The sequence below is a fragment of the Burkholderia anthina genome (assembly GCF_001547525.1).
Lineage (GTDB): Bacteria > Pseudomonadota > Gammaproteobacteria > Burkholderiales > Burkholderiaceae > Burkholderia > Burkholderia semiarida.
In genome coordinates this window covers 2,718,560-2,731,429 of record NZ_CM003768.1, presented here as the reverse complement: position 1 = coordinate 2,731,429, position 12,870 = coordinate 2,718,560, and the positions used below count along the sequence as shown (strand labels likewise).

General features: G+C 68.5%; 16 protein-coding genes and 1 pseudogene. 11 read left to right on the top strand and 6 right to left on the bottom strand.

Going from position 1 to position 12,870, the window contains the following annotated elements; all coding sequences use genetic code 11:
- The first annotated feature begins 97 nt into the window (after positions 1-97).
- The gene (locus WS64_RS12490) at positions 98-319 is read left to right on the top strand and encodes a hypothetical protein (RefSeq protein WP_006484657.1); all 222 of its coding nucleotides are present in this window, start codon (positions 98-100) and stop codon (positions 317-319) included.
- A 58-nt stretch (positions 320-377) separates the two neighbouring features.
- Here the strand turns inward: WS64_RS12490 and WS64_RS12485 are convergent, their stop codons facing one another.
- A complete protein-coding gene (locus tag WS64_RS12485; protein WP_011546377.1) occupies positions 378-572 on the bottom strand; it encodes a DUF2905 domain-containing protein in 195 nt (64 codons plus the stop codon).
- Between the two features lie 44 nt (positions 573-616).
- Positions 617-1,807: a class I SAM-dependent methyltransferase gene (locus WS64_RS12480; protein WP_060966565.1), complete on the bottom strand. Its 1,191-nt coding sequence runs from the start codon at positions 1,805-1,807 to the stop codon at positions 617-619.
- A 13-nt stretch (positions 1,808-1,820) separates the two neighbouring features.
- Between WS64_RS12480 and WS64_RS12475 the strand changes: the two genes are divergently transcribed.
- The 9 genes and pseudogenes from WS64_RS12475 (at position 1,821) to WS64_RS12440 (ending at position 8,831) form a co-directional block, all read left to right on the top strand.
- A complete protein-coding gene (locus WS64_RS12475) occupies positions 1,821-2,558 on the top strand; it encodes an SDR family oxidoreductase (protein ID WP_060966564.1) in 738 nt (245 codons plus the stop codon).
- Positions 2,559-2,633: 75 nt separating this feature from the next.
- Entirely contained in the window at positions 2,634-3,038 is a 405-nt protein-coding gene (locus WS64_RS12470) for a dihydroneopterin aldolase (protein WP_059641243.1), read from the top strand.
- Positions 3,035-4,030, top strand: a complete 996-nt coding sequence (gene ttcA / locus WS64_RS12465; protein WP_060966563.1) for a tRNA 2-thiocytidine(32) synthetase TtcA — start codon at positions 3,035-3,037, stop codon at positions 4,028-4,030. The genes WS64_RS12470 and ttcA overlap by 4 nt, the downstream gene beginning before the upstream one ends.
- A 135-nt stretch (positions 4,031-4,165) precedes the next feature.
- The gene (gene glmU / locus WS64_RS12460; RefSeq protein WP_060966562.1) at positions 4,166-5,527 is read left to right on the top strand and encodes a bifunctional UDP-N-acetylglucosamine diphosphorylase/glucosamine-1-phosphate N-acetyltransferase GlmU; all 1,362 of its coding nucleotides are present in this window, start codon (positions 4,166-4,168) and stop codon (positions 5,525-5,527) included.
- 54 nt (positions 5,528-5,581) lie between these two features.
- Positions 5,582-7,399, top strand: coding sequence for a glutamine--fructose-6-phosphate transaminase (isomerizing) (gene glmS, locus WS64_RS12455; RefSeq protein WP_060317126.1), 1,818 nt, complete (start codon positions 5,582-5,584; stop codon positions 7,397-7,399).
- 130 nt (positions 7,400-7,529) lie between these two features.
- A pseudogene (locus tag WS64_RS32765) lies at positions 7,530-7,775 on the top strand (type II toxin-antitoxin system RelE/ParE family toxin); the annotation flags it as partial.
- Positions 7,771-8,091 carry a helix-turn-helix domain-containing protein gene (locus tag WS64_RS12450; protein ID WP_059576393.1) on the top strand — a complete coding sequence of 107 codons (321 nt, stop codon included), beginning with the start codon at positions 7,771-7,773 and terminating at the stop codon, positions 8,089-8,091. The pseudogene WS64_RS32765 and the gene WS64_RS12450, both read left to right, overlap by 5 nt.
- A 69-nt stretch (positions 8,092-8,160) precedes the next feature.
- On the top strand, positions 8,161-8,613 hold the full coding sequence (locus WS64_RS12445) for a hypothetical protein (protein WP_060966561.1): 453 nt from the start codon (positions 8,161-8,163) through the stop codon (positions 8,611-8,613).
- Complete coding sequence (locus WS64_RS12440) at positions 8,613-8,831, top strand: hypothetical protein (RefSeq protein ID WP_006477594.1); 219 nt, start codon at positions 8,613-8,615, stop codon at positions 8,829-8,831. Before WS64_RS12445 ends, WS64_RS12440 begins: the two co-directional genes overlap by 1 nt.
- 115 nt (positions 8,832-8,946) lie before the next feature.
- On the opposite strand, the gene WS64_RS12435 is transcribed toward WS64_RS12440, so the two are convergent.
- Together WS64_RS12435 and WS64_RS12430 are read right to left on the bottom strand one after the other, a co-directional pair.
- Complete coding sequence (locus tag WS64_RS12435) at positions 8,947-9,783, bottom strand: FTR1 family iron permease (protein WP_060966560.1); 837 nt, start codon at positions 9,781-9,783, stop codon at positions 8,947-8,949.
- A gap of 12 nt (positions 9,784-9,795) precedes the next feature.
- The gene (locus WS64_RS12430) at positions 9,796-10,128 is read right to left on the bottom strand and encodes a cupredoxin domain-containing protein (RefSeq protein ID WP_006488047.1); all 333 of its coding nucleotides are present in this window, start codon (positions 10,126-10,128) and stop codon (positions 9,796-9,798) included.
- Positions 10,129-10,459: 331 nt separating this feature from the next.
- On the opposite strand from WS64_RS12430, the gene WS64_RS12425 reads away from it, so the two are divergent.
- Positions 10,460-10,660, top strand: a complete 201-nt coding sequence (locus tag WS64_RS12425; RefSeq protein WP_059576472.1) for a heavy-metal-associated domain-containing protein — start codon at positions 10,460-10,462, stop codon at positions 10,658-10,660.
- Between the two features lie 58 nt (positions 10,661-10,718).
- Here the strand turns inward: WS64_RS12425 and WS64_RS12420 are convergent, their stop codons facing one another.
- Both WS64_RS12420 and WS64_RS12415 read right to left on the bottom strand, forming a co-directional pair.
- Positions 10,719-12,209: an aldehyde dehydrogenase gene (locus WS64_RS12420; protein WP_059641229.1), complete on the bottom strand. Its 1,491-nt coding sequence runs from the start codon at positions 12,207-12,209 to the stop codon at positions 10,719-10,721.
- 88 nt (positions 12,210-12,297) lie between these two features.
- The gene (locus tag WS64_RS12415) at positions 12,298-12,849 is read right to left on the bottom strand and encodes a cupin domain-containing protein (protein WP_059641368.1); all 552 of its coding nucleotides are present in this window, start codon (positions 12,847-12,849) and stop codon (positions 12,298-12,300) included.
- Positions 12,850-12,870 lie beyond the last annotated feature (21 nt).

Here is a 12,870-nt window from a genome sequence, read left to right as displayed (position 1 = left end):
GGGACGGTGGCCGGCCGCCGATCGGTCACCGATAAACCGCATTCACCATGCTGCGCCGCAGTGCTACGATGAAGCGTCCTATTGCGGGAGAGGCACGATGGACACGAACACGTTCACCAAAGGCATCTACACGGCCAAGGCGCATACGCACCGCGCGGACAACGGCGAGTTTCAGGGCTACGTGATTCTCGCGCGGGACGACGGCGACGAGACGGAAAACATGCGCTACGACGTCCACACGACGAGTTCGAGCGAGGAAGAAGCGTTCGAGGAAGCCAAGGCGCTCGCGCACCGGATCCTCGGCGAAATCGAGCTGTGACGCGCAGCACCCTCATGCGCGCGCCGCGACGCGACCGCGACGCGCCGTCCCGCTCGATTCAGAGCAGCCGCGCCACCATCGATACCAGCATCGTCAGCACCAGCGTCGACATGAACGGGAACGGGTAGCGCCGCCCGCCGAGCGTCAGCGTGACGTCGCCCGGCATCCGTCCGATGCCGAGCTTGCCGAGCCACGGCCAGCAGCGCGTGAGGATCATCACCGCGATGAACGTCGTCAATAGCCAGCGCAGCATGCCTGAGGCCCGTTTACATAGGGAACGTACATGTGTCGCGCCCGTCAGAGCGCGTGCGAACGGTCGCCGCGCGCGAACGCGTCGAGCGTGCCGTCGATCCCGCGCGAAAACGCGATCACCTTGAACAGCTCGCCCATCTCGGCCTCCGAGATCAGCTTCTGCACCGCGTTCGCGGCCGGCAGGAACGCGTGGATGTCGGACGGATCGATCGCGGCCAGCGCGTCGGTGATGCCCGCGTTCAACAGGAAGCGCGCCTGCGACGTGTAGCCGAGCAGATCGGCGCCGGTCGCGACGCCCGCGTCGTAGATGCCGGTGAATTCGACGTGCGCGGTGATGTCCTGCAGGCCCGGGTACACGAACGGGTCGTCGTGCGCGTGGTGGCGGTAGTGGCACATCAGCGTGCCGCGGTCGCGCTGCGGGTGGTAGTACTCGTGCGCGGGGAAACCGTAGTCGACCAGCAGCACCGCGCCGCGCGCGAGCATCGTGCAGACGGTGCGCGTGAACGCCAGCGCGGCCTCGTGCGTTTCGGTCACGTAGCCGTCGCCGACGTCCAGCCCCGTGAGCACCGCCGGCAACGCGGCCGCGCCGACCGGCCGGTCGTCGAACACGAACGCCTGCCGCGCGTCGAGCGCGACGCCGCGCTCGCGCCACGCGCCGTCCGCCTTCGCGAAGAGGCGCACCGGCATCGCGTCGAGCACCTCGTTGCCGACCACGACACCCTCGAACCGCTCAGGCAGCGCGTCGAGCCAGCGCACCTTCGCGGCCCGCGCCGGCACCGCGGCTTCGATCGTGTCGCGCTGCCGCTCGCGCAGTTCGCCGGACAGGTCGACGATCAGGTATTCGTCGAGTTCGACGCCCGGCGCGTCGAGCGCCGCGAGCAGCCCGGCCGCGAGCTTGCCCGTGCCGGCGCCGAATTCCATCACGCGGCGCGTGCCGCTCGCCGCCAGTGCTTCGGCGACTGGATTCGCGAGCGTCCGCGCGAACAGCGGCGACAGCTCGGGCGCGGTGACGAAGTCGCTGCCGTCGTCGGCGCGGCGCCCGAACTTGCGCGCGCCGCCGCTGTAATAGCCGAGGCCCGGTGCATACAGCGCACGCTCCATGAAGCGGTCGAACGGCAGCCAGCCGCCGGCCGCCGCGATCTCGTCGCGCAGTTGCGCGGCGAGGGTTTCGGACTGCGCGAGCGCGTCGGGGCCGGGAGCAGGTAAACTAGCGGGTTCGTGAGCTTTCGGGTTCATCCCGGCATTGTAAATGACCGCTTCAGCCGATACGTCGACCGCACGCGTGGTGCTCGTCACGGGCGCCCTGGGCAGCGCGGCCGACGCCGCGTCGATCGGCCGCGCGCTCGCGACGGGTTTCGCCCGCCGCGGCTGGGACGTCGCGCTGCAGCGCGGCCACGGCGCGCCGCGCGCGGCCGCCGACGCGCTCGTCGCCGAAGTCGCAGCGCTCGGCCGCCGCGCGGCCGTGCTCGACGCCGATCTGGCCCTGGAAGCCGATGCCGCGGGCCTCGTCGCCGCGTGCGGCGAAGCGCTCGGCCGGCCCGCGTGCGCGGTGTTCGTCAGCGCCAGCGCCGACGACGCGCATACCGTGGACGGCGCGTCGCTCGCTGCTGCGCTCGCACGCAACGTGACGGCGCCGCTCGCTGTGGCGCGCGCACTCGCCGACGCGACGCCCGACGCCGCGCGCGAGCACGAAGCGCTGCGCGCGTGCGCGATCCACGTACTGGATCAGGCCCTGTTTCACCCGGCACCGGCGCAACTGTCGCACGCGCTGATGCAGGCCGCATTGAACCGCGCGACGTCGGCGCTCGCGCTGGCGCTCGCGCCGAAGGTGCGGGTCGCGGCGCTCGTGCGCGGCCACGCGCCGCACGCGGACGACATCGCGGCGGCCGCCTGCTATCTCGCGAGCGCGCCCGGCGTCACCGGCGCGACGCTGACCGTCGACGGCGGCGAGCACCTGGTGCCGCCCGCCGCCGGCCCGAATGAATGAACCGCGCGGGCGCGGCCCAAGCGCCGCCGCCCGCGCCGCTTTGCGTGCGCGCACGCCAATTTGACTGGGACGACCATGTTTTCCGCTCTCCTGCACCCCCGCCTCGCGGATTGCCGCAGGCTCTACCTGCGCGACTACGAGGTGCACATCAACATCGGGGCCTTCGAACACGAGAAGCGCGGCGAGCAGCGCGTCGTCATCAACGTCGACCTGTTCGTGCCGCTCGCGCTGTCCACCCCGGTCGACGACCGGCTGCACGAAGTCGTCGACTACGACCTGATGAAGCAGAGCGTCGCGCAATGCCTGGCGCGCGGCCACATCCACCTGCAGGAAACGCTGTGCGATTCGATCGCCGCGCACCTGCTGGCGCACGACACCGTGCGCGCGGTACGCGTCCGTACCGAGAAACCGGACGCCTATCCGGACTGCGACGCCGTCGGCGTCGAAGTCTTTCGCATCAAGGACGAGGAGCGCGCATGAACGCCCCCCACATGAACGACACGGCGGCCGACGCCGCCACGCTGGACGACGCCGCCGCGTCGGCCGGCCGCCCCGCGCTCACGCGCCGCGAGCAGAAGGAAGCGTACGAGAACAACAAGCTGTTCAAGCGGATCGTGCGCCAGGTCGGCCAGGCGATCGGCGACTACAACATGATCGAGAACGGCGACAAGGTGATGGTGTGCCTGTCGGGCGGCAAGGACAGCTACGCGATGCTCGACGTGCTGCTGCGCCTGCGCGAGCGCGCGCCGATCGACTTCGACATCGTCGCGGTGAACCTCGACCAGAAGCAGCCGGGCTTCCCCGAGCACGTGCTGCCCGAATACCTGACGCAGGTCGGCGTGCCGTTCCACATCGAGAACCAGGACACCTACAGCATCGTCAAGCGGCTCGTGCCGGAAGGCAAGACGACCTGCTCGCTGTGCTCGCGGCTGCGCCGCGGGATCCTGTACCGCGTGGCCGGCGAGCTCGGCGCGACCAAGATCGCGCTCGGCCATCACCGCGACGACATCGTGCAGACGCTGCTGCTGAACATGTTCTACGGCGGCAAGCTGAAGGGGATGCCGCCGAAGCTGCAGTCGGACGACGGCAGGAACATCGTGATCCGCCCGCTCGCGTACGTGAAGGAAACCGATCTCGAGAAATACGCGGAATTGCGCGAATTCCCGATCATCCCGTGCAACCTGTGCGGCAGCCAGCCGAACCTGAAGCGCGCGGAAATGAAGGCGCTGATCCGCGACTGGGACAAGCGCTTCCCGGGCCGCGTCGACAACATGTTCAACGCGCTCGCGAAGGTCGTGCCGTCGCACCTGATGGACACGACGCTGTATCCGTTTCAGTCGCTGCGCGCGACGGGCGAGGCCGACCCGCAAGGCGACATCGCGTTCGACGAGGAACCGTGCGCGTCGGGTGACGAGTCGGCGGCGCCGGGCGCCGCCCGGTCGATCTCGATCGTCCAGTTCGACGACCTGTAAGCAGGGGCAGAACACCCGCCGGAACCGGGCGCCGGCCGCCCTTTCCGGCGCCGTCGCCCCGCCGCGACAGGCCCGGAGCGCCAGGGGCCGCATGCTAAAATGGAAGGCTTCAAACTCCTCTGACAAGCTGGCGCCATGAATATCGTGATTTTGGCGGCAGGCACCGGCAAGCGCATGCGTTCCGCGCTGCCGAAAGTGCTTCACCCCCTGGCCGGCAGGCCGCTCCTCTCCCACGTCATCGACACCGCGCGCACGCTGCAGCCGTCCCGGCTGGTCGTCGTCGTCGGTCACGGCGCCGAGCAGGTCCAGGCCGCCGTCGCCGCGCCCGACGTCCAGTTCGCGGTGCAGGCCGAACAGCTCGGCACCGGCCACGCGGTGCGCCAGGCGCTGCCGCTGCTCGATCCCGCGCAACCGACGCTCGTGCTGTACGGCGACGTGCCGCTCACGCGCGCGTCGACGCTGCGCCGTCTCGTCGATGCCGCGCACGACGGCCGCTACGGGATCCTGACCGTCACGCTCGACGACCCGACCGGCTACGGCCGGATCGTGCGCGACGCGGCCGGCTTCGTCACGCGCATCGTCGAGCAGAAGGATGCGTCGCCGGACGAGCTGAAGATCGCCGAGATCAACACCGGCATCATCGTCACGCCCACCGCCCAGCTGTCGATGTGGCTCGGCGCGCTGAAGAACGAAAACGCGCAGGGCGAGTACTACCTGACCGACGTCGTCGAACTCGCGATCGAGGCCGGCTTCGAGGTCGTCACGTCGCAGCCCGACGACGAATGGGAAACGCTCGGCGTGAACAGCAAGGCGCAGCTCGCGGAGCTCGAACGCATTCACCAGCGCAACGTGGCCGACGCGCTGCTCGCCGACGGCGTCACGCTCGCCGATCCGGCGCGCGTCGACGTGCGCGGCACGCTGCGCTGCGGCCGTGACGTGTCGATCGACGTGAACTGCGTGTTCGAAGGCAACGTGACGCTCGCCGACAACGTGACGATCGGCGCGAACTGCGTGATCCGCAACGCATCGATCGGCGCGGGCACGCGCATCGACGCGTTCACGCACATCGACGGCGCCACGCTCGGCGCGAACACCGTGATCGGCCCGTACGCGCGGCTGCGCCCCGGCGCGCAGCTCGCTGACGAAGCCCACGTCGGCAACTTCGTCGAGGTGAAGAACGCGGTGATCGGCCACGGCTCGAAGGCGAACCATCTCACGTACATCGGCGACGCCGACATCGGCGCGCGCGTGAACATCGGCGCGGGCACGATCACCTGCAACTACGACGGCGCGAACAAGTTCCGCACCGTGATCGAGGACGACGTGTTCGTCGGCTCCGACACGCAGCTCGTCGCGCCCGTGCGCGTCGGCCGCGGCGTGACGATCGCCGCCGGCACGACGATCTGGAAGGACGTCGCCGAAGGCGTCCTCGCGTTGAACGAGAAGACGCAGACCGCGAAGAGCGGCTACGTCCGCCCGGTCAAGAAGAAGAGCTGAACCTTTTGCGGGCGCCCGCGCGGCGCCCGCGTCGACTTACAGGACTGACCATTCATGTGCGGCATTGTCGGCGCAGTTGCGCAGCGTAATATCGTTCCGGTGCTGATCGAAGGATTGCGGCGCCTCGAATACCGTGGCTACGACTCGTGCGGCGTCGCCGTGCTCGAGCCCGACGCACCGAAGCGCGCGCGCAGCGTCGCGCGCGTCGCCGATCTCGATGCACAGGTGCGCGAGACGCACCTCGAAGGCTCGACCGGCGTCGCGCACACGCGCTGGGCCACGCACGGCGCGCCCGTCACGCACAACGCGCACCCGATCTTCTCGTCGAACGCGCTCGCGCTCGTGCACAACGGCATCATCGAGAACTTCGAGACGCTGCGCGAAACGCTGCGCGCGAAGGGCTACGAATTCGTGTCGCAGACCGACACCGAAGTGATCGCGCACCTCGTGCACAGCCTGTACCGCGGCAACCTGTTCGACGCGGTGCGCGAAGCCGTTCACCAGCTGCACGGCGCGTATGCGATCGCCGTGATCCACAAGGACCAGCCGCACACCGTCGTCGGCGCGCGCCAGGGTTCGCCGCTCGTCGTCGGTCACGGCGACGGCGAGAACTTCCTCGCGTCCGATGCGCTCGCGCTCGCGGGCAGCACCGACCGCTTCACGTTCCTCGAGGAAGGCGACGTGTGCGAGCTGTCGCTCGACGGCGTGACGATCGTCGATCGCCACGGCGCCACCGTGCAGCGCGAGATCCGCGTGGTCAGCGCGTACGGCGGCGCGGTCGAGCTCGGGCCCTATCGCCATTTCATGCAGAAGGAAATCTTCGAGCAGCCGCGCGCGATCGGCGACACCGTGCCGCAGACGGAAGCCTTCGACGCGACGCTGTTCGGCGATGCCGCGCCCGCCGCGTTCGCCGAGATCGACAGCCTGCTGATCCTCGCGTGCGGCACGAGCTACTACTCGGGCCTCACCGCGAAATACTGGCTCGAATCGATCGCGAAGATCCCGACCCAGGTCGAGATCGCCAGCGAATACCGCTACCGCGAGTCGGTGCCGAACCCGCGCCAGCTCGTGCTCGTGATCTCGCAATCGGGCGAGACGGCCGATACGCTCGCCGCGCTCAAGCATGCGCAGTCGCTCGGCCATACGCATACGCTCGCGGTGTGCAACGTCGCGACGAGCGCGATGGTGCGCCTGACCGAGATGCAGTTCCTGACGCACGCGGGCACCGAGATCGGCGTCGCGTCGACGAAGGCGTTCACCACGCAGCTCGTCGCGCTGTTCGTGCTGGCCGCGACGCTCGGCAAGCTGCGCGGGCACGTGGACGCCGCGCAGGAAGCGCAATTCGTGAAGGAGCTGCGCCACCTGCCGGCCGCGCTGAACAGCGTGCTCGCGCTCGAGCCGCAGATCATCGCGTGGTCGGAGGAATTCGCGCGCAAGGAAAACGCGCTGTTCCTCGGCCGCGGGCTGCACTACCCGATCGCGCTCGAAGGCGCGCTGAAGCTGAAGGAAATCTCGTACATCCACGCCGAAGCCTATCCGGCCGGCGAACTGAAGCACGGGCCGCTCGCGCTCGTCACCGAAGCGATGCCGGTGGTGACGGTCGCGCCGAACGACACGCTGCTCGAGAAGCTGAAGTCGAACATGCAGGAAGTGCGCGCGCGCGGCGGCGAGCTGTACGTGTTCGCGGACGCCGACACGCAGATCGTCAACGACGACGGCCTGCACGTGATCCGGATGCCGGAACACTACGGCCAGTTGTCGCCGATCCTGCACGTCGTGCCGCTGCAACTGCTCGCGTATCACACCGCGTGCGCGCGCGGCACCGACGTCGACAAGCCGCGCAACCTCGCGAAATCGGTGACGGTGGAGTAATGCCGCGCGACGGGATGGCCCCTCGCCGGGCCGTCCCCGCCGCGTGCGCGCGCAAGACAGGCCATTCGGCCAGGTCGAAATATGTACCACGTAGTGGTATATAATCCTGTGCTGACTCGACCAGCTCGACATGTCTGCTTCCGTACGACGCGTGTTCAAGACGAAGGGGTTTCACCAGGCAGCCGGGAAAGCGGGAATCGCCGATGGCGAGCTCTGCCGCGCGGTGCGGGAACTGGCCCGCGGCCAGGGCGTCGATCCCGGCGGCAATGTCTGGAAGAGGCGCCTCGGAAAGCTCGCCGCGGACGTAGGTCGACACACCGACAGCGACATCTCGACGCCGGTCGCACTGAAAGCGCTTGTGGAGATTTGCAATGGCCAAGGGTCGATTCAAGAGCGATGCGACGGAGGCGATCCACAGCGCCGCGTCGGGGCTTTATCGCGCCAACCTGCTCGACAAGAAAACGATGCGGGAATACGACGATCTCTGCATCGAAGCCGCGCCGCAGTTCGATCCGGAAGCGATCGCCCGCATCCGCAAGTCGGTCAACGTCAGCCAGAGCGTGTTCGCGCTCTACCTGAACACGACGACGTCGACGATCCGCCAATGGGAACAGGGCGACAAGCGGCCGAGCGGCATCGCCGCGCGCATGCTCCAGATCGTCGAAAAACACGGGCTCGAGGTGTTCTCCTGAGCCGGCTTCCCCGACTGCCCATGCACGGCCCGGCCGTACGCGCGCCGCAACGAATATGACGGAGAGACAATGGTAAGACTGTTTGGATGCGGATTGCTGGCGCTGACGTTCGCGTCGACGAGTTGGGCCGCCGAGCACTATGTCGAGGTCTGGAACCCGCCCGAGGCGCGGCAACCCGCGGCTCGCACGCCGGCTGCGCGCCCGGGCGCCGACGCGCGTACCGGCAAGAGCGCGGAGAAGCACGCGAGCGCCACGCCGAAAGCCGCCGCGAAACCGCACAAGCGCCGCGTCGCGCAGGCCGTGAAAGCCGGCCCGCACCGCCCGGCCGCCACCGCGACCGACACGCCGGCCGCCCCGCGCCCCGTTGCACAACCCGCGCCGGGGCGTCTCACGGTGATGCAGCCGGGCGCACCGGACGCGACGCATGCGCTCACGTTCTCCGACATCCCGCGTCAATACACGCCGGACGGCAACGTGCTGCAGGTCGGCACGCACGGCCGCTCCGCGGAGGTGACTCGATAATGGAAGCGCAGACCTACCACGGCTACCAGATCTGGGGCCACGCGATCCTGCAGCAGGACGAGATCATGCAGCCCGAGCGCTTCGCGGCGAGCGGCACGATCACGCAGAACAACCGGCTGGTCGAGGCGTCGGGCGTGCTCGGCGTATTCGACACCGAAGACGACGCGCGCGATGCAGGGCTCGAATGGGCGCGCGCGTGGATCGACAACCACAGCTGACCGAACGCAAGCGCGCATCCACGACCGTTACCGATAAGGCCGCGCAGGTGCGGCGCGCACCGCAAATGAAGAAGGGGCGTCCGCGACGCCCCTTCTTTCATTCGAACCCCTCGACTCACGCCGCGGCGTGCGGCGGCCTCACCGTCTCCCGCGGCCGGCCGACGAGCCGTGCCAGCACGACGATCGCCACCAGCGTCGCGACGTACACGGCGATCTGGATACCCGCCGGGCGCGCGGTATAGCCGACGAGCGTATGCAGCGCCTTGCCGACGATGCTCGATTCCTTGAGCAGCCACGACGTGTCCCACACCGCATCGCCCCACGACGGCACGAGGCCCGCGGCCAGCAGGAAGCCGACGCACTGGCTTGCCATGCCCGCCGCCAGCAACACGATCAACCCGTTCGTGACGGAGAACAGGCGCTTGAGCGGAATCTGCAGCAGGCCCGCATACATCGCATAGCCGAGGCCCGCGCCGCCGAGCACGCCGAGCAGCCCGCCCGCGATCATCTGCGGCGTCTGCCCCGGGTCTCCCGCCGCGATCCCGTACAGGAACAGCACGGGCTCGGAACCCTCGCGCAGCACCGCGACGCCGACCACGATCGCGAGCCCGGTCAGCGGCCGGCGGCCGGCCGCGACCGCGCGGCCGACCTCGCCCATGTGCAGCGCCATTTCGCGGCCGTGCCGGCTCATCCAGATGCAGTGCCACGCGAGCATCAGCGTCGCGACGAACATCACGCCCGCGTTGAAGACCTCCTGCCCCATGCCGGACGCCCATTGCGAGATCACGTCGGCGAACGCCGCGATCAGGCCGGCGCCGACCACGCCGCCGACCAGCCCGCCGCCCACCCACCAGCCGCGCCGCGGCACGCCCTTCGTGGCGGCCATCACGATCGAGACCACCAGCGCGGCCTCGAGCACTTCACGAAAGACGATCAGGGCAGTGGACAGCATGTCGGTATCGGCTTACTTGACGGTCAGGTGCGTCTTCGACTGCGCTTCGTGATACTCGTCGTGGAACTCGTAGGTCCCGGCCTTCAGCGGCCCGACGAGGATCTCGACCGACTTGCCGGCCGGCACGACCTTCTCAGCCTTGAAGTCGTCGCTCTCGAATTCGGCGGGCGTCGCGTCGAGGTTCTTCACGACGAATTTCACCTTCTTGCCGGCAGGAATCGTTACGCCGTCCGGCGAAAACTTGTGGTCCTTCAGCGTGAGGTTGACGACGTCGTCGGCAGCGAAGGCGGACGTGGCCGACGCGCCCAGCAGGGCCAGTGCGAAACCGATAGCGAAACGGGTCATGTGCGTAATGGTTTGAAATATGGAAGGGAATCGATACTAAGATCGATTCGCATTTTCACCTCGAAGTACCCTTACTCGCGGCATGGAGATCGTGCACCATCGATGCGACGCGCGCGTTGCCGCGCAAGGCTTTGCCGGGTTTTGCCGGCAATGCACGGCCGTCAATCGGGAAAGATTCGGACTGACGCCCGCACGCAAATGCCCATTCGTCAGACCTCAGCATTACAAATGGCCGATGCGATGCGCACCGCCGTATGCGGCGCTTGACCTTCCTACCGTGGCAAGCTTCATGCTGAACGTATTCGTCAACCACCAACCCGGAGAACACACGATGGAATTCGAAGTCCAGGACATGACCTGCGGCGGTTGCGCCAACGCGATCACGCGCGCGGTGACGGCCGCCGATCCCGCCGCGAAGCTCGACATCGACGTCGCGGCGAAGATCGTCAAGGTCGAGTCGGCGCAAGGCGCCGAACGCGTGCGGTCGATCATCGAAGCCGCCGGCTTCCATCCCGCGCTGCGCAGCGCGTAACGTGCTCGCGATCGCCGGCGCACCGCCGAACGGCGAGGCGCCGGCGGCCGGCCACACGTCAGCGCAGCCGGATCAGCGTCGACTTCAGTTCGGTGTACTTCTCGAGCGCATGCAGCGACTTGTCGCGGCCGTTGCCCGACTGCTTGTAGCCGCCGAACGGGAAGTTCATGTCGCCGCCCTCGTCATAGCAGTTCACCCACACGGTGCCCGCGCGCAGCCGGCGCGACACGTCGTGCGCGGTCGTCAGGTTCGACGTCCATACGGCCGCGGCCAGCCCGTATTCGGTGTCGTTCGCGATCCTGACGGCCTCGTCGACGTCGTCGAACACGATCACCGACAGCACGGGCCCGAAGATCTCCTCGCGCGCGATCTTCGCATCGGGCTTCACCTCGAACACCGTCGGCTCGACGTAGAAGCCGCCCGTTTCCGCATGCACGCGTGCGCCGCCGGTAACGAGCCGGCCTTCGCCGCGCCCCGCCTCGATGTAACCGAGCACGCGCTCGAGCTGGATGCCGTCGACGATCGCGCCCATCGACACCGACGGATCGAGCGGATTGCCCGGCACGTACGCGCGCGCGGCCGCGACGAGCTTCTCGATGAACGCGTCCTTGATGTCGCGATGCACGAGCAGCCGGGAGCCCGCCGTGCACATCTCGCCCATGTTGTAGAAGATCGCGCCGGCCGCCGTCTGCGCCGCGCGGTCGAGATCGGGGCAGTCGGGCAGCACGATGTTCGGCGACTTGCCGCCGAGCTCCAGCCACGCGCGCTTCAGGTTCGACTGCGCCGCATACTGCATGATCAGCTTGCCGACCGCCGTCGAGCCCGTGAACGCGATGCAGTCGACGTCGCGATGCAGCGCGAGCAGCTTGCCCGGCTCGCCCGCGCCCGGCACCACGTTGAACACGCCGGCCGGCATGCCGGCCTCGAACGCGAGCTGCGCGACGCGGATCGCGGTCAGCGGCGATTTCTCCGACGGCTTCAGCACGACGCTGTTGCCGGCCGCGAGCGCGGGGCCGAATTTCCATGCGGCCATCAGGATCGGGAAATTCCACGGCACGACGGCGGCCACCACGCCGACCGGCTCGCGCGTGACGAGGCCGACGAGATGGTGATCGGCCGGCGCGACCTCGCCGCCGACCTTGTCGATCGCCTCGGCGAACCATTCGACGCAGTACGCGGCGCCCGGCACGTCGACCGTCGTCGTGTCGCCGATCGGCTTGCCCGCGTCGAGCGTCTCGAGCAGCGACAGCTCGTCGAGATGCGCACGCATCAGCGCGGCCCAGCGCAGCAGCACGGCCTTGCGCTCGCGCGGGTTCAGGCCGGCCCACACGCCCGCATCGAACGCGCGGCGCGCGGCCGCGACGGCGGCGTTCACGTCCGCTTCGCCGCAATCGGCGACCTTCGCCAGCACGCGGCCGTCGATCGGGCTCACGCAGTCGAAGGTCCTGCCGCCGTGCGCGTCGCGCGGCGCGCCATCGATGAATGCGCGCCCTTCGATCTCGAGCGACGCCGCCTTGCGTTGCCAGTCAGCCAAAGTCAACTTGTTCATCGGGATACCTCAATGTTGTGGCATTCGCGATGCGGCACGCCGCGCGCGTGGCACGCGGCCGGCCTGCAGCGAATGCGGTGACGCGCGGTCAGAAGGTCGCCGGCGAATTGGCCGAGACGACCTCGCAGATCAGTTCCGCGCTGGGATTGCGAAAACGATGCGGCAAACGGCTTTCGAAGTAGTAGCCGTCTCCGGGGTCGAGCAGCCACGTCGCGCCGTCGACGGTCAGCTCGAGCCGGCCCGACACGACGACGCCGCCCTCGTGCCCCGCGTGCACCAGCATCTCGGGGCCCGTGTCGGCCAGCGGCTGATAGGTCTCGCGCAGGATGCACATGTTGCGGTCCTTCACGTTCGCGCCGACGAGCTGAAACGCGAGCGACTCGTTGCCGAGGTTCGGCATCTCGTCGCGACGCGACACGATCGCGCGCGATTCGACGAGCTCGAACGTGAAGAACTCGGCGAGACTCATCGGAATGCATTCGAGCAGTTTCTTCAGCGAGCCGACCGACGGGCTCACGCGCCCCTGTTCGATCAGCGAGATCGTGCCGTTGGTGACGCCGGCGCGTTTCGCGAGTTCGCGCTGCGACAGGCCATGCTTGTTGCGCACGAAACGCAGGCGCTCGGCGACTTCGGTGGACATCGATTCGGTTTCGGACACGAT

Bases quoted from the DNA above. Each gene is read 5' to 3' on its own strand.
- WS64_RS12490 (WP_006484657.1), top strand. From the start codon at position 98: ATGGACACGAACACGTTCACCAAAGGCATCTACACGGCCAAGGCGCAT.
- WS64_RS12485 (WP_011546377.1), bottom strand. From the start codon at position 572: ATGCTGCGCTGGCTATTGACGACGTTCATCGCGGTGATGATCCTCACG.
- WS64_RS12480 (WP_060966565.1), bottom strand. From the start codon at position 1,807: ATGAACCCGAAAGCTCACGAACCCGCTAGTTTACCTGCTCCCGGCCCC.
- WS64_RS12475 (WP_060966564.1), top strand. From the start codon at position 1,821: ATGACCGCTTCAGCCGATACGTCGACCGCACGCGTGGTGCTCGTCACG.
- WS64_RS12470 (WP_059641243.1), top strand. From the start codon at position 2,634: ATGTTTTCCGCTCTCCTGCACCCCCGCCTCGCGGATTGCCGCAGGCTC.
- ttcA (WP_060966563.1), top strand. From the start codon at position 3,035: ATGAACGCCCCCCACATGAACGACACGGCGGCCGACGCCGCCACGCTG.
- glmU (WP_060966562.1), top strand. From the start codon at position 4,166: ATGAATATCGTGATTTTGGCGGCAGGCACCGGCAAGCGCATGCGTTCC.
- glmS (WP_060317126.1), top strand. From the start codon at position 5,582: ATGTGCGGCATTGTCGGCGCAGTTGCGCAGCGTAATATCGTTCCGGTG.
- WS64_RS12450 (WP_059576393.1), top strand. From the start codon at position 7,771: ATGGCCAAGGGTCGATTCAAGAGCGATGCGACGGAGGCGATCCACAGC.
- WS64_RS12445 (WP_060966561.1), top strand. From the start codon at position 8,161: ATGGTAAGACTGTTTGGATGCGGATTGCTGGCGCTGACGTTCGCGTCG.
- WS64_RS12440 (WP_006477594.1), top strand. From the start codon at position 8,613: ATGGAAGCGCAGACCTACCACGGCTACCAGATCTGGGGCCACGCGATC.
- WS64_RS12435 (WP_060966560.1), bottom strand. From the start codon at position 9,783: ATGCTGTCCACTGCCCTGATCGTCTTTCGTGAAGTGCTCGAGGCCGCG.
- WS64_RS12430 (WP_006488047.1), bottom strand. From the start codon at position 10,128: ATGACCCGTTTCGCTATCGGTTTCGCACTGGCCCTGCTGGGCGCGTCG.
- WS64_RS12425 (WP_059576472.1), top strand. From the start codon at position 10,460: ATGGAATTCGAAGTCCAGGACATGACCTGCGGCGGTTGCGCCAACGCG.
- WS64_RS12420 (WP_059641229.1), bottom strand. From the start codon at position 12,209: ATGAACAAGTTGACTTTGGCTGACTGGCAACGCAAGGCGGCGTCGCTC.
- WS64_RS12415 (WP_059641368.1), bottom strand. From the start codon at position 12,849: ATGTCCACCGAAGTCGCCGAGCGCCTGCGTTTCGTGCGCAACAAGCAT.